General features: G+C 71.7%; 17 protein-coding genes. 12 read left to right on the forward strand and 5 right to left on the reverse strand.

The features are described from left to right. Nucleotides 1-160 precede the first annotated feature (160 nt). On the forward strand, nucleotides 161-2,893 hold the full coding sequence (gene aceE / locus OG444_RS12960; RefSeq protein WP_327262318.1) for a pyruvate dehydrogenase (acetyl-transferring), homodimeric type: 2,733 nt from the start codon (nucleotides 161-163) through the stop codon (nucleotides 2,891-2,893). A gap of 80 nt (nucleotides 2,894-2,973) precedes the next feature. Further along, nucleotides 2,974-3,777: a potassium channel family protein gene (locus OG444_RS12965; RefSeq protein WP_327262319.1), complete on the forward strand. Its 804-nt coding sequence runs from the start codon at nucleotides 2,974-2,976 to the stop codon at nucleotides 3,775-3,777. Here the strand turns inward: OG444_RS12965 and OG444_RS12970 are convergent. Next, the gene (locus tag OG444_RS12970; protein ID WP_327262320.1) at nucleotides 3,758-4,159 is read right to left on the reverse strand and encodes a peptidase inhibitor family I36 protein; all 402 of its coding nucleotides are present in this window, start codon (nucleotides 4,157-4,159) and stop codon (nucleotides 3,758-3,760) included. The genes OG444_RS12965 and OG444_RS12970 overlap by 20 nt on opposite strands. 433 nt (nucleotides 4,160-4,592) lie before the next feature. On the opposite strand from OG444_RS12970, the gene OG444_RS12975 reads away from it, so the two are divergent. The 3 genes from OG444_RS12975 (at nucleotide 4,593) to OG444_RS12985 (ending at nucleotide 7,555) form a co-directional block, all read left to right on the forward strand. Next, nucleotides 4,593-5,255, forward strand: coding sequence for a TetR/AcrR family transcriptional regulator (locus OG444_RS12975; RefSeq protein WP_327266765.1), 663 nt, complete (start codon nucleotides 4,593-4,595; stop codon nucleotides 5,253-5,255). 221 nt (nucleotides 5,256-5,476) lie between these two features. After that, a complete protein-coding gene (locus tag OG444_RS12980; protein ID WP_405792677.1) occupies nucleotides 5,477-6,628 on the forward strand; it encodes an alpha/beta hydrolase in 1,152 nt (383 codons plus the stop codon). 66 nt (nucleotides 6,629-6,694) lie between these two features. After that, entirely contained in the window at nucleotides 6,695-7,555 is an 861-nt protein-coding gene (locus tag OG444_RS12985) for a DUF4429 domain-containing protein (protein ID WP_327262321.1), read from the forward strand. A 79-nt stretch (nucleotides 7,556-7,634) separates the two neighbouring features. Here OG444_RS12985 and OG444_RS12990 read toward each other — a convergent pair whose 3' ends face one another. Further along, nucleotides 7,635-8,657, reverse strand: coding sequence for an aldo/keto reductase (locus OG444_RS12990; protein ID WP_327262322.1), 1,023 nt, complete (start codon nucleotides 8,655-8,657; stop codon nucleotides 7,635-7,637). Continuing rightward, nucleotides 8,654-9,052, reverse strand: a complete 399-nt coding sequence (locus OG444_RS12995) for a MerR family transcriptional regulator (protein WP_327262323.1) — start codon at nucleotides 9,050-9,052, stop codon at nucleotides 8,654-8,656. Before OG444_RS12995 ends, OG444_RS12990 begins: the two co-directional genes overlap by 4 nt. Before the next feature lie 78 nt (nucleotides 9,053-9,130). Between OG444_RS12995 and OG444_RS13000 the strand changes: the two genes are divergently transcribed. Next, on the forward strand, nucleotides 9,131-9,949 hold the full coding sequence (locus tag OG444_RS13000) for a serine hydrolase domain-containing protein (RefSeq protein WP_327266767.1): 819 nt from the start codon (nucleotides 9,131-9,133) through the stop codon (nucleotides 9,947-9,949). Nucleotides 9,950-9,999: 50 nt separating this feature from the next. Here OG444_RS13000 and OG444_RS13005 read toward each other — a convergent pair whose 3' ends face one another. Continuing rightward, nucleotides 10,000-10,662: a pirin family protein gene (locus OG444_RS13005; RefSeq protein WP_327262324.1), complete on the reverse strand. Its 663-nt coding sequence runs from the start codon at nucleotides 10,660-10,662 to the stop codon at nucleotides 10,000-10,002. Nucleotides 10,663-10,754: 92 nt separating this feature from the next. Between OG444_RS13005 and OG444_RS13010 the strand changes: the two genes are divergently transcribed. The 5 genes from OG444_RS13010 (at nucleotide 10,755) to OG444_RS13030 (ending at nucleotide 15,666) form a co-directional block, all read left to right on the forward strand. Further along, nucleotides 10,755-11,972, forward strand: coding sequence for a PucR family transcriptional regulator (locus OG444_RS13010; RefSeq protein WP_327262325.1), 1,218 nt, complete (start codon nucleotides 10,755-10,757; stop codon nucleotides 11,970-11,972). Nucleotides 11,973-12,061: 89 nt separating this feature from the next. Next, complete coding sequence (locus tag OG444_RS13015) at nucleotides 12,062-12,979, forward strand: ACP S-malonyltransferase (RefSeq protein ID WP_327262326.1); 918 nt, start codon at nucleotides 12,062-12,064, stop codon at nucleotides 12,977-12,979. A 19-nt stretch (nucleotides 12,980-12,998) separates the two neighbouring features. Beyond that, on the forward strand, nucleotides 12,999-14,003 hold the full coding sequence (locus OG444_RS13020) for a ketoacyl-ACP synthase III (protein ID WP_327262327.1): 1,005 nt from the start codon (nucleotides 12,999-13,001) through the stop codon (nucleotides 14,001-14,003). Nucleotides 14,004-14,060: 57 nt separating this feature from the next. Beyond that, on the forward strand, nucleotides 14,061-14,309 hold the full coding sequence (locus OG444_RS13025; RefSeq protein ID WP_030009997.1) for an acyl carrier protein: 249 nt from the start codon (nucleotides 14,061-14,063) through the stop codon (nucleotides 14,307-14,309). Between the two features lie 79 nt (nucleotides 14,310-14,388). Then, on the forward strand, nucleotides 14,389-15,666 hold the full coding sequence (locus tag OG444_RS13030; RefSeq protein ID WP_327262328.1) for a beta-ketoacyl-[acyl-carrier-protein] synthase family protein: 1,278 nt from the start codon (nucleotides 14,389-14,391) through the stop codon (nucleotides 15,664-15,666). 87 nt (nucleotides 15,667-15,753) lie between these two features. On the opposite strand, the gene OG444_RS13035 is transcribed toward OG444_RS13030, so the two are convergent. Further along, entirely contained in the window at nucleotides 15,754-16,248 is a 495-nt protein-coding gene (locus tag OG444_RS13035) for a DUF3145 domain-containing protein (protein ID WP_030160508.1), read from the reverse strand. 249 nt (nucleotides 16,249-16,497) lie between these two features. On the opposite strand from OG444_RS13035, the gene OG444_RS13040 reads away from it, so the two are divergent. Continuing rightward, nucleotides 16,498-17,394 carry an SGNH/GDSL hydrolase family protein gene (locus OG444_RS13040; protein ID WP_327262329.1) on the forward strand — a complete coding sequence of 299 codons (897 nt, stop codon included), beginning with the start codon at nucleotides 16,498-16,500 and terminating at the stop codon, nucleotides 17,392-17,394. The last annotated feature ends 64 nt before the right edge of the window (nucleotides 17,395-17,458 follow it).

Below are 17,458 nucleotides of genomic sequence, written 5' to 3' on the forward strand. Positions count from 1 at the left end.
TTCGGTCGGATTCGCTACGGATCCCCGCCGGTCCTCACCTCCCGGGTTTCCTGCGGTTTCCGGGGATTACCCGGTGGTAAAGATGAAGATTTCGGCCCAGCGTAAGAGCATGGGAGGCGGCGAACCCAAGGCACGACTCCCCCGACAGCGAAGGAACAGCGTGGCTTCCGCATCCGATCGCAATCCGATCATCATTGGCGGCCTGCCGAGTCAGGTCCCGGACTTCGATCCGGAGGAGACGCAGGAGTGGCTCGACTCCCTCGACGCCGCGGTCGACGAGCGGGGCCGTGAGCGTGCCCGCTACCTGATGCTGCGGCTGATCGAGCGCGCCCGCGAGAAGCGCGTGGCCGTGCCCGAGATGCGCAGTACGGACTACGTCAACACGATCGCCACCCGGGACGAGCCGTTCTTCCCCGGGAACGAGGAGATCGAGCGCAAGGTCCTCAACGCCACCCGGTGGAACGCGGCCGTGATGGTCTCGCGCGCCCAGCGTCCCGGTATCGGCGTCGGCGGCCACATCGCCACGTTCGCCTCCTCCGCCTCCCTCTACGACGTGGGCTTCAACCACTTCTTCCGGGGCAAGGACGAGGGCGACGGCGGCGACCAGATCTTCTTCCAGGGCCACGCCTCCCCCGGCATCTACGCCCGCGCCTACCTCCTGGACCGGCTCACCGAGCAGCAGCTCGACTCGTTCCGCCAGGAGAAGTCGAAGGCGCCGTACGGCCTTTCGAGCTACCCGCACCCGCGGCTGATGCCGGACTTCTGGGAGTTCCCGACCGTCTCGATGGGCCTCGGTCCGCTCGGTGCGATCTACCAGGCGCGGATGAACCGGTACATGGAGGCGCGCGGAATCGCGGACACCTCCAAGTCCCACGTTTGGGCGTATCTCGGCGACGGCGAGATGGACGAGCCGGAGTCGCTCGGCCAGCTGTCGATCGCCGCGCGCGAGGGCCTGGACAACCTGACCTTCGTCGTCAACTGCAACCTGCAGCGCCTCGACGGCCCGGTGCGCGGCAACGGCAAGATCATCCAGGAGCTGGAGTCGATCTTCCGCGGTGCCGGCTGGAACGTCATCAAGCTGATCTGGGACCGCTCCTGGGACCCGCTGCTGGCCCAGGACCGCGACGGCATCCTGGTCAACCGGATGAACACCACGCCCGACGGGCAGTTCCAGACGTACGCGACCGAGTCGGGCGCGTACATCCGCGAGCACTTCTTCGGGGACGACCAGCGGCTGCGCGCGATGGTCGAGAACATGTCCGACCAGCAGATCCAGCACCTGGGCCGCGGCGGCCACGACCACAAGAAGGTCTACGCGGCGTACGCGGCGGCCAAGGCCCACAAGGGCCAGCCGACGGTGATCCTGGCGCAGACGGTCAAGGGCTGGACGCTCGGCCCGAACTTCGAGGGCCGCAACGCCACGCACCAGATGAAGAAGCTGACGGTCGACGACCTCAAGCGCTTCCGCGACCGCCTGCACATCCCGATCACGGACGCGCAGCTGGAGGGCGGGGCGCCGCCGTACTACCACCCGGGCCCGGACTCCCCCGAGATCCAGTACATGCACGACCAGCGCAGCGCGCTGGGCGGGTACGTGCCGACCCGTGTGGTGCGTGCGAAGCCGCTGCAGCTGCCGGACGACAAGACGTACGCGGCCGCCAGGAAGGGCTCCGGGCAGCAGTCGATCGCCACGACCATGGCTTTCGTCCGCATCCTGAAGGACCTGATGCGGGACAAGGAGATCGGCAAGCGCTTCGTGCTGATCGCGCCCGACGAGTACCGCACCTTCGGTATGGACGCCTTCTTCCCGAGCGCCAAGATCTACAACCCGCTGGGCCAGCAGTACGAGGCGGTCGACCGCGACCTGCTGCTCGCGTACAAGGAGTCCCCGACGGGCCAGATGCTGCACGACGGCATCTCGGAGGCGGGCTGCACGGCCTCGCTGATCGCCGCCGGTTCGGCGTACGCGACGCACGGCGAGCCGCTGATCCCCGTGTACGTCTTCTACTCGATGTTCGGTTTCCAGCGCACCGGTGACCAGTTCTGGCAGATGGCCGACCAGCTCGCGCGCGGTTTCGTCCTCGGCGCGACCGCGGGCCGGACCACCCTCACGGGTGAGGGCCTCCAGCACGCGGACGGTCACTCGCAGCTGCTGGCCTCGACGAACCCGGGCTGCGTGGCGTACGACCCGGCCTACGGCTACGAGATCGCGCACATCGTCAAGGACGGTCTGCGGCGGATGTACGGCCCGGAGGCGGAGGACGTCTTCTACTACCTGACCGTCTACAACGAGCCGATCCAGCACCCGGCCGAGCCGGCGGACGTCGACGTGGACGGCATCCTGGGCGGCATCCACCGGGTGTCGCAGGGCACCGAGGGCACGATCGGGGCGCAGCTCATGGCCTCGGGCGTGGCGGTGCCGTGGGCGCTGGAGGCGCAGCGGATCCTGGCCGCCGACTGGGGCGTCCGGGCGGACGTCTGGTCGGCGACCTCCTGGAACGAGCTGCGCCGCGAGGCGGTCGAGGTCGAGGAGCACAACCTGCTCCACCCGGAGGAGGAGCAGCGCGTCCCGTACGTGACGCGCAAGCTCTCGGGTGCCGATGGGCCGTTCGTGGCGGTCTCGGACTGGATGCGGGCGGTTCCGGACCAGATCTCGCGGTGGGTGCCGGGTGCGTACACCTCGCTGGGCGCCGACGGCTTCGGCTTCGCGGACACCCGCGGTGCGGCGCGGCGCTTCTTCCACATCGACGCGCAGTCGGTGGTCCTGGCGACCCTCACCGAGCTCGCGAAGGCGGGGCGGATCGACCGTTCGGTGCTGAAGCAGGCGGTCGACCGCTACCAGCTGCTGGACGTGGCGGCGGCCGACCCCGGTGCGGCGGGCGGCGACGCGTAGCACCTGCGGCGTGTCCGGCGGGCGGGTCCCGGCTTCGGCCGGGGCCCGCCCTTCTTTATGCGTTGCTTACGATGCTCGGCATGAAGGAACCCTCCCGCCTGCGACAGTGGGAGCGGCGGAGCCAGACCCCGCTGCTCCTGCTCGCCGTGGCTTTCGCCGTGGCGTACGCCGTGCCCATCGTCGCCCCCGACGCGCGTGCGGACGTGCACCGGGCCTGCACCTATGTGGAATGGCTGGTGTGGGGGGCCTTCGCCGTCGACTATCTGGTCCGGCTGGCCCTGGTGGCCGACCGCCGGCACTTCGTGCGGACCCACTGGCTGGACCTGGCCGCCGTGGTGCTGCCGCTCGTGCAGCCGCTGCGCCTGCTGCGGCTGGTCGCCACCCTGATGCTGGTGGGCCGGCGGGCCCGGATGGCTCCGCAGATCCAGCTGACGACGTACGTGGCCGGGGCCGTCGTGGGACTGCTGATGTTCGGGTCGCTGGCGGTGCTCAGCGTGGAGCGGGACGCCCCCGACGGGAACATCAGGAACCTGGGCGACGCCGTGTGGTGGTCCTTCACCACGATGACGACGGTCGGGTACGGCGACCACTCGCCCACCACCGGCCTCGGCCGGGTCCTGGCGGTCGGTCTGATGCTGTCCGGGATCGCCCTGCTCGGTGTGGTGACCGCGAACATCGCCGCGTGGTTCATCTCCCGCTTCGAGCGCGACGACCGGGCGGACATGCTCCAGCTGGCGGCCATCCAGGAGCTGCAGGCGGAGGTACGGGCGCTGCGCGGCGAGGTCGCCCGGCTGGGCGGCACGCCGGCCGATGCAGCCGGGGCCGATGCAGCCGACCGGCCGAGCGCCCCGGCGCAGCGGGGGGCTACCTCTCCCACACCTTGAACGCCCGCACCTGGTAGGGCGACTGGGGCAGCCAGACCCCGTCGCCCGGGTAGGTCTGGAACTCGCCCGTCTCCGCGCACTCGGCCGACTGGTACGTCGTCACCGGGCGCCCGGTGCGGTTGGTGAGGGACTGGGCGCTGGTCCCGGCCGGCAGCGCGGTGCAGCTGTTGACGTCCAGGTTGCTCAGCTCGTGCGTCTGCCGGGCTCCCTTGAACTCCGGTTTCGCCCACAGGCACAGCTGCCCGGTGGCACAGGCGCCGAGGACCGGCGGGCCCGCGGCGTGTGCCGTGGTGGCCGCACTCGGGACGAGGGCGGTCAGGGCCAGGAAGGCCGCGGCCAGGGCGGTCGTGGTGGTGGCACGGACGGTTCGACACGTACGCATGACGGGTCAACTCCTTGTGGACGGCGAGCGCCCGGACCGATTCCGGAGCTCCGCCGACACCACGCTGACCTGCGGCGACGGGCGGGCGGAAGAGGCGCCGGGCGGGTCCACCCTGATAGGCGACAGCCCTGCCGGAACCCTCCGGCGGGGCCTTCGTCCGTGCGGAGTTGACGCCTCCGGAGACTGCCGGATGGACCCGCGGCCGTCCCTGCCGCCGTGCGGACGGGCCCGCGACCCGGTCAGCGACCCGGTCAGCGACCCGGTCAGCGGCACGTCCGGTGGCCGACCCGAACGTGTCATGCGCGAGCGGGTGCGGGAGCGGGCCGAGGGCGTCGGACGGCACGTCGCAAACGGCTCAACGAAGCGGCCGTCACCCCGCCGGTCACAGGTACTCTGACCGCCCACTCGGCGTCGGAAGGGAGCCCCCGCGGTGGTGATCGACGAGCGGCCGGCGACGGCCGCACCGGTGACCGGACTGCGCGAACGCAAGAAGCGGCGCACCCGGAACGCGCTGCTGCGCGCCGCCCTCCTGCTGTTCCTCTCCCAGGGGTACGAGCGCACCACCGTCGACGAGATCACCGACGCCGTGAACGTGTCCCAGCGCACCTTCTTCCGCTACTTCGCGAACAAGGAGGAGGTCGTCTTCGCCCTCCAGGAGCTGGTCGAGTCGCGGTTCGTCGCCGAACTGCACGCCCGGCCGGCCGCGGAGGGGCCCTTCGAGGCCATGCGGGGCGCGGCGCTCGCCGCCTGGGACACCGTTGAGGTGGCCCTGTCCGAGGTGGTCCCGGTCGATCTCTACATGCGCAGCTACCGGTTGATCGAATCCACCCCGGCCCTCCTCGCCGTGCACCTGCGGCGCTCCACCGAGCTGGAGGAGCGGATCTCCCGGCTGATCGGCGCCCGCGAGGGCCTGGACGTGGACGCCGATCCGAGGCCGCGCGTCGCCGTCGCCGCGTTCTGCGGTGTGATGCGGGTCACTGGGCGGCTCTGGGGGCAGGGCGAGGACACCAGCGTGGAGTCGATCCGCCGGCTGACGGAGGCCTACCTCGACCGGATCGGCCCGGCTCTGACCTCGAGTTGGCGCGGGCCCGCGTAGCCGGACCGCGCGGGCCGTCGTCGTCCGGCGGCGCGGCTCCCGGCCCCCCCGCTCGGGCCTCACGGGGTCCCACGGTCGGCCGTGAGTCCGGTCACCCGGCACGCCCGGGGCGCAATACGTCTCATAGTCTGGTCGTAGTGAACGTGCCCGGCCTTGCCCACCCCACCGCTCTCGGCGCCGACCCGCGCCCTGCCGCCCTGCGCGCCCTGCTCGCGCTGGCGGTGGTGTTCATCATGCTGGCGACCACCGGCTGGACGGCCGTGCACCGGCCCGAGGGGGGTACCCCCCTGCGGGTCGCCGCCCTCGGCGCCTGGGCCAAGGCCCGGATAGACGGCCGCCCGGTGCCTCCCGCGAACGCCCCGGCCCGTACGGTGGCCCGTTTCTTCGCCGGCCTGGACGGCGCCCAGCGGGCCCGCCTCGCCGACGGCTACCCCCTCGTCGTCGGCAACCTCGACGGGGTCCCGACGGCCGTGCGCTACCGGGCGAACCTGCAGGGTCTCGAAAAGGCCCGCCGGGTCGAGGAGGCGCGCAGCCGCGATGTCGCGCTGACCCCCGCCGACCGGGCCACGGCCACCCGGCGCTCCCACCGCTTCGCCTCGCTCGCCGAGCCCGGGCGGCAGATCCTCGCCTTCGACCCGACCGGTGGCGGCCGCGTCGCCGAGGTCTTCGGTGACCTCACCGTGGCCGAGCGCGTCTCGGTGATCGTCCCCGGCGTCGACACCGACGTGCTCACCTTCGAGCGCACCCAGCGCCGCCTGACCTCGCCGGTGGGCATGGCCGAGTCCCTGTACGCGGCCCAGCGCGCGGCCGCGCCGGACAGCCGGACAGCAGTCATCGCGTGGGCCGGCTACACGGCCCCCACCGGGGTCGGCGTGGACGCCGCCACCGGCCGCATGGCCTTCGACGGCGCCGTCCTGCTGAAGGACCTCACCACGACCCTGCCCGGGGACGCGAGCGTGGCGCTGTTCTGCCACAGCTACGGATCGGTGGTCTGCGGGGTCGCGGCGCACGAGCTGCCGCGCCGGGTGACGGACGTGGTGGTCGCGGGCAGCCCCGGGATGCGCGCGGAGAACGTCGCCGGGCTGCGCACCTCGGCGCGCGTCTGGGCCACGCGCGACGAGGGCGACTGGATCGCGGACGTCCCGCACCTGGAGGTCGGCGGGCTGGGCCACGGCGCCGATCCGGTGTCCCCGGACTTCGGCGCACGGCTGCTGTCCTCGGCCCGGGCCAGGAGTCACACCGGCTATTTCGCGCCAGGAACCGACTCGATGGACAATTTCGCCCGGATCGGAACCGGCGCGTTCGGTTCCGTTGTCTGCGCGACCGGCGACGACGCCTGTAGGCGCGGAATTTCCGGGACAGAGCAGGACTGACGCGCGTAGAGGCGCGGAAATCGGGCCCCGCAACCGGGGGGACGCATGGGGGCACCGCCGATTACGATGTGCCGCATGGGTGACGTACTGGCCGGAAATCATGCCGTCTGGGAGTTCGACTCGGACTCGGTGCTCATCCGCTTCGCACGGGGGATCAGAACGCCGAGGCTGCCAAGACTCTTCCACGCCCTCGGCACGCGCCGGATCCCCCTCGAAGCGGTGTCCGCCGTGACCGTGACCGAGGGGAAGCGGGACACCGTGGTGCTCCGCGCCGTCCCGCGGCCCGGCGCGGATCCGCTGATGGAAGCGGCCGCCGGGCAGCTCAAGGATGTCTGCGACCCGTACCGGCTGGTGCTGCCCGGCGACCGGGCGCCGCTCGCCGCCGCCTTCGCCGACGCGCTGCGCTCCCGGCTCGGGCCGGATGCCGACGAGCCGTCCTCCCGCTTCCTCGTCGACGTGCCGCAGCCGCCGCTGCACCTGAAGGCGTACGACGCCAGGGTGGGCTTCGACGGCTCGGCGATCACCTTCCAGTGGTCGCGCACGGGCGCCACCAGCACCAAGTGGAAGGCGGGCGATCAGCGCTATCCGCTGGCCGCTCTCACCGGCGTGGAGTGGTGCTCCCCCCAGGGCCCCGGCGGCCATCTGCGGCTGATGGTGCGGGACACCACCGGTGACCCCCGCCCGGACCACGACCTGTCCGCGGCCGTCTTCCGGGTGGGCTACGGGGCGGTGCACGAGTCGCTGCCGTTCGCCGCGGCCGTCCTGGCCGCCGTGCGCGGCGGCCGTACGCCGGTCGCCGCCGCGGTGCCGCGGGCCCGGTCCGGCGACGACCGGCTGCGGCACCTGAGCGAGCTGCACGCGGCGGGACTGCTCACGGACGCGGAGTACGCGGCGCTGCGGGACCGGTTCGCCGCCGAGTCGCTGTAGCGGACCGGCCGTCCAGCGGCGGGCCGGCCCTCCGCACGGTGGACAGCCCTCCCCACCGCGGACCGGCCCTCCCGCGGCCTCAGCCCTCGCGCACCGTCGAGGTGCTGCTCATGTCCGGGTAGCGGTCCCCGGCGACCTGCGCGGCGATCGGCTCCAGCAGGTCCAGCTCGGGCTGCGTGAGGGTGATCCGGGCCGCCCCGGTGTTCTCGCGCAGCCGGCCCGGCTTGCGGGTGCCCGGGATGGGGACCACGGTCAGCCCGTGGACCTGCGCCCGCTGCTGCACCCAGGCCAGGGCGATCTGGGCCGGGCTCGCCCCGCGCTCCTTCGCGATCTCCCGGACCGGGTCCAGCAGCGCCGCGTTGGTCTTCGCGTTGTCGCCGTTGAAGCGCGGCTGGAAGCGCCGGAAGTCGCCCTGGGAGAGGTCGGCGGAGGCGTCCGCGAAGGATCCGGTCAGGAAGCCCCGGCCGAGCGGGGAGTACGCGGCGATCGCCACGCCCAGCTCCGCGGCCGCGCCCACCGCGCTGCGCTCGACGTCCCGGCTGAACAGCGACCACTCGGACTGGAGCGCCGCGATCGGGTGGACGGCGTGCGCCTCGCGCAGTTCCGCACCGGTGACCTCGCTGAGGCCCAGGTGGCGCACCTTGCCCTCCCGCACCAGCTCCGCCATGGCGCCGACGGACTCGCTGAAGGGCACGGCCGGGTCGCGCCGGTGCATGTAGTACACGTCGATGACGTCCACGCCGAGCCGGCGCAGGCTGGCCTCCACGGACGCGCGGACGTAGGCGCGGTCGTTGCGGATGCCCCGGTGGTGCGGGTCGTCGGTGCGCTCTATCGCGAATTTCGTCGCGAGCGTGATCCGGTCGCGGTGCGCGGCCACGAAAGGCGCCAGGAACTCCTCGTTCCGGCCTCGCCCGTAGATGTCCGCCGTGTCGAAGAGGGTGACCCCGGCGGCCAGCGCCGCCTCCAGGGTCTCCCGGGCCGCCGCCTCGTCCGTGTCCCCGTAGAACTCGCTCATGCCCATGCAGCCGAGCCCCTGGACGCCGACCAGCGGGCCGCCCCTGCCGAGCTCGACCTGTTCGAGGGTGGTGCCGTGCTCCGTCATTGCTGTGCCTTCCCGGGTACCGTTTTCATGGCGTACATGTCGATCTTGCAGTCCAGTACGGCGAGTGCGTCCGTGAGCTCCGTGATCCGCGAGCGCACCTCGCGGCGCGTGCGTTCCAGCAGCTCCCGGCGCTCCTCGACCGTGTGCCCGCCCTCGCGGACCAGTTCGGCGTACCGGACCATGTCCGCCACCGACATGCCCGTGGCGCGCAGCTTGCCCACGAAGGCCAGCCAGTCCAGGTCCTTGTCGGTGAAGCGCCGCTGTCCCGAGTGGGAGCGGTCCACGTGCGGCATCAGGCCGATCCGCTCGTACCAGCGCAGGGTGTGCTGGGTCAGACCGGTCCGGGCCTCGACCTCGCTGATCGTGTACCGCGTCTGCGTCAGGCTCTGGCTCATGGCCCCACGCTAAAACCTTGGAGTGCACTCCAAGCAAGTAGGCTCGGCCCCATGGAGAGCGTGGAGGCCGTGAGCGGCATGGACAGCCTGCGGATCATAGAGACCTGGCCGGTGCCGACCGCCGCGGCGGCCGTCGTACGGGCCGACGGGAGCCTCGCCGGCTCCCACGGGCCCGTCGACCACCGGTTCGCGCTGGCGTCGGTCACCAAACCGCTGGCCGCGTACGCCGCCCTCGTCGCGTACGAGGAGGGGGCGATCGAGCTGGACGAGCCGGCCGGGCCCGAGGGGTCGACGGTCCGTCACCTGCTCGCGCACACCAGCGGCCTGGCCTTCGACGAGCACCGCGTGTCGGCCCCGCCCGGGCAGCGCCGGCTGTACTCGAACGCCGGTTTCGAGGACCTCGGCGACCACATCGCCAAGGCCACCGGCATCCCCTTCGGGGAGTACCTGCACCAGGCGGTCTTCGAGCCGCTGGGCATGACGCGGACCACCCTGGAGGGCTCGCCCGCCAAGGACGGCGTCTCCACCGTCTCGGACCTGCTGCGTTTCGCCGCCGAACTGCAGGCGCCGCGGCTGCTGGACGTCCGCACGGTCGCCGAGGCCACCTCCGTCGTCCACCCCGGCCTCAAGGGCGTCCTGCCGGGCTACGGGCACCAGTCCCCCAACGACTGGGGCCTCGGCCTGGAGATCCGCGGCCACAAGTCCCCGCACTGGACGGGCGCTTCCTCCTCGCCGCGCACCTTCGGCCACTTCGGCCAGGCCGGCACCTTCCTGTGGGTGGACCCGGACGCGCGCGCCGCGTGCGTGGCACTGACCGACCGGGCCTTCGGCCCGTGGGCCGTCGAGGCCTGGACCCCCTTCACCGACGCGGTGCTGGCGGAGCTCCGCTCCAGCTAGGTCGTCTCTTTCGGATCTTGCCGGGACGGACAAGATCCGAAAGAGACGACCTAGGCCCCGTCGGGGAATTCCCAGATCAGCAGTTCCCCCGGGGAGCCGGCGACGACCTCCAGGTCGCGCTCGGCGGTGATCCGCGCCGAGTCCCCGGGGCCCAGCTCCGCCCCGTCCAGGCGCAGGTCCCCGCGCACCACGTGCAGGTACACCCGGTCCGCCGCCGGTACGGCGACGCGCTCGCCCGCGCCGGGCCGCCGGACGTGCAGGACGCCGCCGGCCGCGGGGACCTCGTAGGGCGCGCCGTCCGTGATCCCCCGGACCACCCCGTACGAGGGCTCGCCGCCCGCGGCGAGGGGCGCGAGCCACATCTGCACGAAGCGCAGCCGCCCGGCGCCGTCGTTGCGCTCCACGTGCCGCGCCCCCGATCCGGCGCTGAGCCGCTGCACGTCGCCGGGCCGGACCAGGCTCTTCTCGCCGGTGCTGTCCTGGTGGGTGAGCTCGCCCTCGATCACCCAGGTGACGATCTCGGTGTGGCTGTGCGGGTGCTCGTCGAAGCCGGCGCCCGGCGCGAGGGTCTCCTCGTTGCAGGCGAGGACCGGGCCGAAGCGCAGATTGTCCGGGTCGTAGAAGGCGCCGAAGGAGAAGGCGTGCCGGGTGGAGATCCCGGCGGCGGGGTCCCCGCCCTCGTACCGGTCGGCGCCGCGGCGAACATCAATCATGAAGGCCACCGTAGACCCAGCCGGGAGCCGGGGCGCGGGGCGGACACGGGACCGGATCCCGCGCACCCGTCCCGATAAGGCAGTCTTGTCACGTGCCCCAACCCGAACGTGAGCATTCGCCCGCCACCCATGCCGCGCATCCCGCTCCCGCCCATCCGCACACCGCGACGCTCCGCCGACTGGAGAAGTCCTCCGGACGGCTGGCGGCGAACGCGATCGCGCGGATGGACGAGACCCTGCCGTGGTACCGGGCCATGCCGCCCGAGAACCGGTCCTGGATCGGCCTGGTCGCCCAGGCCGGTATCGCCGCGTTCACGGAGTGGTTCAGGCATCCGGAGACCCCGCAGGCGATCTCCACCGATGTCTTCGGGACGGCTCCGCGCGAGCTGACCCGGGCGATCACCCTGCGGCAGACGGTCGAGATGGTCCGCACCACGATCGAGGTCATGGAGGCCGCGATCGAGGAGGTGGCTGCCCCGGGCGACGAGTCGATCCTGCGCGAGGCGCTGCTCGTGTACGCCCGGGAGATCGCCTTCGCGACCGCCCAGGTGTACGCGCAGGCCGCAGAGGCGCGCGGGGCGTGGGACGCCCGGCTGGAGTCCCTGGTCGTCAACGCCGTGCTGTCCGGCGAGGCGGACGAGGGTGCGCTGTCGCGGGCGGCGGCGCTGGGCTGGAACTCCCCGGAGCACGTGTGCGTGGTGCTCGGCACGGCGCCGGAGGGCGACAGCGAGCTGACGGTCGAGGCGATCCGGCGCGCGGCCCGCCATCACAAGCTCCAGGTCCTCACGGGTGTGCTCGGGGACCGGCTGGTGGTCATCGCGGGTGGCAGCGACAACCCGATCCAGGTGGCCAAGTCGCTGATCGGGCCGTTCGCGGCGGGTCCGGTGGTGGCCGGACCGGTGGTGTCCGACCTGCTGAACGCAACGAAGTCGGCACAGGCCGCGGCGGCCGGGCTGAAAGCGTGCACGGCCTGGCAGGATGCCCCTCGGCCGGTCCTGGCGGACGATCTCCTGCCGGAACGGGCCATCGCCTCCGATCCCGCTGCCAGGGATCAACTGGTGGAGGAGATCTACAGACCACTGGAGGAGGCGGGGTCGGCACTACTGGAGACCCTGAGCGTCTACCTGGAGCAGGCCAGCAGCCTCGAAGGGGCGGCGCGGATGCTGTTCGTGCACCCCAACACGGTGCGCTACCGGCTCCGACGTGTGACCGACGTCACCGGATGGTCTCCTTCTGATGTCCGCTCGGCGTTCACGCTGCGGATCGCCCTGATTCTGGGGCGTCTGGCCGACGGCGATGCCCAGTCCTAGACTTTTGTCGGACATCAACAATTACCCCGACGGTTCTTCGTCCCTGTCCCCACCGGCGGCAGGGGCCATCCACAAGAGAGAGTGTGAGGGTGCTCGTACTCGTCGCTCCCGGCCAAGGCGCTCAGACGCCCGGCTTCCTGACTCCCTGGCTCGAACTTCCCGGTGCCGCCGACCGCGTCGCCGCGTGGTCGGACGCCATCGGGCTGGACCTTGCCCACTACGGCACGAACGCTGACGCCGAAGAGATCCGCGACACGGCCGTGGCCCAGCCCCTGCTGGTCGCCGCCGGTCTGCTGTCCGCCTCGGCGCTCGGTTCCCCGGCCGCCTTCGGCGCGGTCGCGGGCCACAGCGTCGGTGAGATCACCGCCGCCGCCTACGCCGGCGTCCTGTCCGAGGGCGACGCGCTGTCGTTCGTCCGGACCCGCGGCCTGGGCATGGCCGAGGCCGCCGCCGTCACCGAGACCGGCATGGCCGCGGTCCTCGGCGGTGACCGCGACGTGGTCGTCGCACACCTGGAGAAGCTGGGTCTGACGCCCGCCAACATCAACGGCGCGGGTCAGATCGTGGCCGCCGGCACCATGGAGCAGATCGCTGCCCTGGAGGCCGACAAGCCCGAAGGCTCCATGAAGGTCGTCGCCCTCAAGGTCGCGGGCGCCTTCCACACGCATCACATGGCCCCCGCCGTCGCCACGCTGGCCAAGGCCGCCGAGGCGCTCACCCCGGCGGACCCGGCGCTGAAGTACGTCTCGAACAAGGACGGCCTCGTCGTCACCACGGGCGCCGACGTCGTCGCCCGCCTGGTCGGCCAGGTCGCCAACCCGGTCCGCTGGGACCTGTGCATGGAGACGTTCGCCGAGCTGGGCGTCACGGGGATCATCGAGCTCTGCCCCGGTGGCACCCTGACGGGTCTGGCCAAGCGCGCGCTGAAGGGCGTACCGAGCGTGGGTCTGAAGACCCCGGACGATCTCGACAAGGCCGCGGCGCTCATCGCCGACCTGACGGCCTGAGAGAAGGAGCCCACACAGCATGTCCAAGATCAAGCCGGCCAAGGGCTCCCCCTACGCCCGCATCCTCGGTGTCGGCGGTTACCGCCCGACCCGTGTGGTGCCCAACGAGGTCATCCTCGAGACCATCGACTCGTCCGACGAGTGGATCCGCTCCCGCTCCGGCATCGCGACCCGGCACTGGGCCTCGCCCGAGGAGACCGTCGCCGCGATGTCGGTGGAGGCCTCGGGGAAGGCGCTGGCCGACGCCGGTGTCGCCCCGGAGCAGATCGGTGCCGTGATCGTCTCGACGGTCTCGCACTTCAAGCAGACCCCGGCCGTCGCGACCGAGATCGCGCACCGGATCGGCTCGGGCAAGCCCGCCGCCTTCGACATCTCCGCGGGCTGTGCCGGATTCGGCTACGGCCTGACCCTGGCCAAGGGCCTGGTCGTCGAAGGCTCCGCGGAGTACGTCCTCGTCATCGGCGTGGAGCGGCTCTCGGACCTGACCGACCTGGAGGACCGCGCGACGGCCTTCCTGTTCGGTGACGGCGCCGGCGCCGTCGTCGTCGGTCCCTCGGACGAGCCGGCCATCGGCCCCACGGTGTGGGGTTCGGAGGGCGACAAGTCCGAGACGATCAAGCAGACCGTGCCGTGGGACGAGTACCTCGGCAAGGACGGCGGCGAGAAGTTTCCGGCCATCACCCAGGAGGGCCAGGCGGTCTTCCGCTGGGCCGTCTTCGAGATGGCCAAGGTGGCCCAGCAGGCGCTCGACGCCGCCGGGATCACCGCGGACGACCTGGACGTCTTCATTCCGCACCAGGCGAACATGCGGATCATCGACTCGATGGTGAAGACTCTGAAGCTGCCGGAGCACGTCACGGTCGCCCGTGACGTGGAGACCACCGGCAACACCTCGGCCGCCTCGATCCCGCTCGCTATGGAGCGGCTCCTGGCGACCGGAGCGGCGAAGAGCGGCGACACCGCGCTCGTCATCGGCTTCGGGGCGGGACTCGTCTACGCCGCGACGGTCGTTACCCTCCCCTAGGGCCGGGACACACGTCCCACCCTGTTCCACCCCAGTTAGCTATAGAAGGAGCGCCACATGGCCGCCACGCAGGAAGAGATCGTCGAGGGTCTCGCGGAGATCGTCAACGAGATCGCCGGTATCCCCACCGAGGACGTCGCGATCGAGAAGTCCTTCACCGACGACCTGGACGTCGACTCGCTCTCCATGGTCGAGGTCGTCGTCGCCGCCGAAGAGCGCTTCGACGTCAAGATCCCGGACGAGGACGTCAAGAACCTCAAGACGGTCGGCGACGCCGCTGACTACATCCTGAAGCACCAGGCCTGAGCCTGACGAGCGTTTGTCGCCACCTGGCGGTGGCGCCGTGACAATTCAGCACCCCCTGAGACGTGGAGAAAGAATTCCTGTGAGCCCGACCAATCGCACCGTGGTCGTCACCGGTATCGGCGCAACCACTCCGCTGGGTGGCGACAGCGCTTCGACCTGGGAAGGTCTGCTTGCCGGCCGTTCCGGCGTCAAGCCCCTGGAGGGCGAGCGCTTCGCCGAACTCCCGGTACGCATCGCCGCTCGGGCCGCCGTCGACCCGAGTGAAGTCCTGCCCCGGCCGCTGGCCCGCAAGCTGGACCGCTCTGCCCAGTTCGCCGTCATCGCCGCCCGCGAGGCGTGGGCCGACGCCGGTTACACCACCCCGGCCGGCGAAGAGACGGAAGAGGGCGCCTTCGTCGCTCCCGAGCGTCTGGGCACCGTGATCGCCTCCGGCATCGGCGGTGTCACCACCCTGCTCGACCAGTACGACGTCCTGAAGGACAAGGGCGTGCGCCGGGTCTCCCCGCACACCGTCCCCATGCTCATGCCGAACGGCCCGTCGGCCAACGTCGGCCTGGAGGTCAACGCCCAGGCGGGCGTGCACACTCCGGTCAGCGCCTGCGCCTCCGGCGCCGAGGCCATCGGTTACGCCGTCGAGATGATCCGTACCGGCCGTGCCGACGTGGTCGTCGCGGGCGGTACCGAGGCTGCGATCCACCCGCTGCCGATCGCCGCGTTCGCCAACATGATGGCGATGTCCAAGAACAACGAGAACCCCGAGCAGGCCTCCCGCCCGTACGACAAGGGCCGTGACGGCTTCGTACTCGGCGAGGGCGCGGGCGTCGTCATCCTGGAGTCCGCAGAGCACGCCGCCGCGCGCGGCGCCCGGGTCTACTGCGAGGTGCTGGGCCAGGGTCTGTCCGCGGACAGCCACCACATCGCGCAGCCTGAGCCCACCGGCCGCGGTGTCGCGGCCGCGGTGCAGAACCTGCTCGACAACACGGGTCTCGACCCGGCCGAGCTGGTCCACCTGAACGCGCACGCCACGTCGACCCCGCAGGGTGACACGGCCGAGCTGAAGGCCCTGCGCAAGGTGCTGGGCGACGACCTCGACCACATCGCGATCTCCGCGACCAAGTCGATGACCGGTCACCTGCTGGGCGGTGCGGGCGGTATCGAGACCGTCGCGACCGTGCTGGCGCTGTACAACCGGCTGGCCCCGCCGACGATCAACGTCGACGAGCTCGACGAGGACATCGACGCGGACATCATCGTGGGCGAGCCGCGCAAGCTGCCGGCCGACGGTCCGATCTCCGCGATCAACAACTCCTTCGGCTTCGGCGGCCACAACGTGACCCTGGCTTTCCGCACGGTCTAGTACCCCCGCAGCAGTTGCGCGAAAGGGCCCACCCGGTGAATCCGGGTGGGCCCTTTCGCGTATCCGCCGCCGCGGCTCGGGCCGGGCTCAGACCACCTGGTGGAGCCAGCGGACCGGGGCGCCCTCGCCCGCGTAGCGGAAGGGCTCCAGCTCGTCGTCCCACGGCTTGCCGAGCAGTTTGGCGATCTCCGCCTCCAGGTCGGTCTCACCGCGCGCGGACCGGGCCAGCGCCGCGCGCAGCCGGTCCTCCGGGATGAGGATGTCGCCGTGCATTCCGGTGACGGCGTGGAAGATCCCGAGCTCCGGGGTGGAGCTGTAGCGCTCGCCCTCGGCGGTCGGGCACGGCTCCGCGGTCACCTCGAAGCGCAGCAGGTGCCAGCCGCGCAGCGCGGAGGCGAGCTTCGAGGCGGTTCCCGCTTCGGCCTGCCAGGAGAACTCGGCTCTCCAGGTGCCCGGGGAGGCGGGCTGTCTGATCCAGTCGAGGTTCACCCGCACCCCGAGCACGCCCGCAACAGCCCATTCCACGTGCGGGCAGAGCGCGCGCGGTGCGGAATGCACGTACAGAACTCCACGTGTCGTCACCGGGACCTCCAGTGTGGGACGAGGTCGGGAATAAACTCCAGAAAACGGACAGTATGTGACGTGATGTAATGTAACGGAAATTATTTGACATTGCGCTACGGGACCGGCGGCCGAAACGCCACGGGGAAAAGCTACCGTGCGCCAGGGGTCATGGTGTGACGTACGGTCGCTCCAAGACCGGTAAACACAGAGCTTTCACTCAGCAGGACCCCCCGAACGATGCGGGGTAGACAAGGAGGACCCCTTCCCATGCGCACCACCGCTCCGCGCCCCCGCGCGCGCCGGGCTCTCGCAGGGGCGGGCGCTGCGGTCGTAGTCCTGGCCGGGGCGGCCACCGGGTGCAGCTCGGGCGGGTCGGGCGAGCAGGGCGAGCGGGGGGCGCAGGCGGCACCGCGCTGGAACACGGCACCCGGATCGATCGCGGCCGTGGGCGACTCCATCACACGTGGTTTCGACGCCTGTTCCGTGCTGGCGGACTGCCCCGAGGTCTCCTGGGCCACCGGCAACGACCCCGCGGTCCGCTCCCTCGCGGCCCGGCTGCTCGGGGAGGCGGAGGTGCCCGCCCGCAGCTGGAACTACGCGGTGACCGGCTCGCGGATGGAGGACCTGCCGGCCCAGCTGGCCGGGGCCGCCGCGCACAAGCCCGACCTGGTCACGGTGATGGTGGGCTCGAACGACGCCTGCCGGCCGACGGCTTCGTCGATGACCCCGGTGGCCGACTTCCGGGCCGGATTCGAGAAGGCGCTCGCGGAACTGAGGGCCGCGTCCCCGGCCTCCCAGGTGTACGTCTCCAGCGTGCCGGACCTCCAGCGGCTGTGGGAGCAGGGCAAGGACCTCCCGGTCGTGCGGCAGGTCTGGAAGCTGGGCATCTGCCAGTCGATGCTGGCCGATCCGCTGTCGCTGGCCACGGGGGCCACGGCGCGGCGCGAGCAGGTGCGGGCGCGCGTGGTGGAGTACAACGAGGTGCTGCGCGAGGTCTGCGCAAAGGATCCGCTGTGCCGCTACGACGGCGGCGCGGTGTTCCAGTACCCCTTCGCGGCGGAACAGTTGAGCCGCTGGGACTGGTTCCATCCGGGCAAGGACGGCCAGGCGCGGCTCGCGGAACTGGCGCACCGCCAGGTGACGGCGGCCGAACCGCCACGTTGACGCTCGGGCGGCGGAGAGGTCCGGAGGCGGGTGTCAGGGCCCGCCCCCGGACGGTTTCAGGGGT

The sequence above is a fragment of the Streptomyces sp. NBC_01232 genome (genome assembly GCF_035989885.1).
Taxonomy (GTDB): domain Bacteria; phylum Actinomycetota; class Actinomycetes; order Streptomycetales; family Streptomycetaceae; genus Streptomyces.

What these genes read in the sequence shown, in the direction of transcription:
- OG444_RS12995 (WP_327262323.1), bottom strand. Translation starts at nt 9,052, where the DNA reads ATGAGCCAGAGCCTGACGCAGACGCGGTACACGATCAGCGAGGTCGAG.
- OG444_RS12965 (WP_327262319.1), top strand. Translation starts at nt 2,974, where the DNA reads ATGAAGGAACCCTCCCGCCTGCGACAGTGGGAGCGGCGGAGCCAGACC.
- OG444_RS12970 (WP_327262320.1), bottom strand. Translation starts at nt 4,159, where the DNA reads ATGCGTACGTGTCGAACCGTCCGTGCCACCACCACGACCGCCCTGGCC.
- OG444_RS12990 (WP_327262322.1), bottom strand. Translation starts at nt 8,657, where the DNA reads ATGACGGAGCACGGCACCACCCTCGAACAGGTCGAGCTCGGCAGGGGC.
- OG444_RS13040 (WP_327262329.1), top strand. Translation starts at nt 16,498, where the DNA reads ATGCGCACCACCGCTCCGCGCCCCCGCGCGCGCCGGGCTCTCGCAGGG.
- OG444_RS13025 (WP_030009997.1), top strand. Translation starts at nt 14,061, where the DNA reads ATGGCCGCCACGCAGGAAGAGATCGTCGAGGGTCTCGCGGAGATCGTC.
- OG444_RS13020 (WP_327262327.1), top strand. Translation starts at nt 12,999, where the DNA reads ATGTCCAAGATCAAGCCGGCCAAGGGCTCCCCCTACGCCCGCATCCTC.
- OG444_RS13005 (WP_327262324.1), bottom strand. Translation starts at nt 10,662, where the DNA reads ATGATTGATGTTCGCCGCGGCGCCGACCGGTACGAGGGCGGGGACCCC.
- OG444_RS13000 (WP_327266767.1), top strand. Translation starts at nt 9,131, where the DNA reads ATGGACAGCCTGCGGATCATAGAGACCTGGCCGGTGCCGACCGCCGCG.
- OG444_RS12985 (WP_327262321.1), top strand. Translation starts at nt 6,695, where the DNA reads ATGTGCCGCATGGGTGACGTACTGGCCGGAAATCATGCCGTCTGGGAG.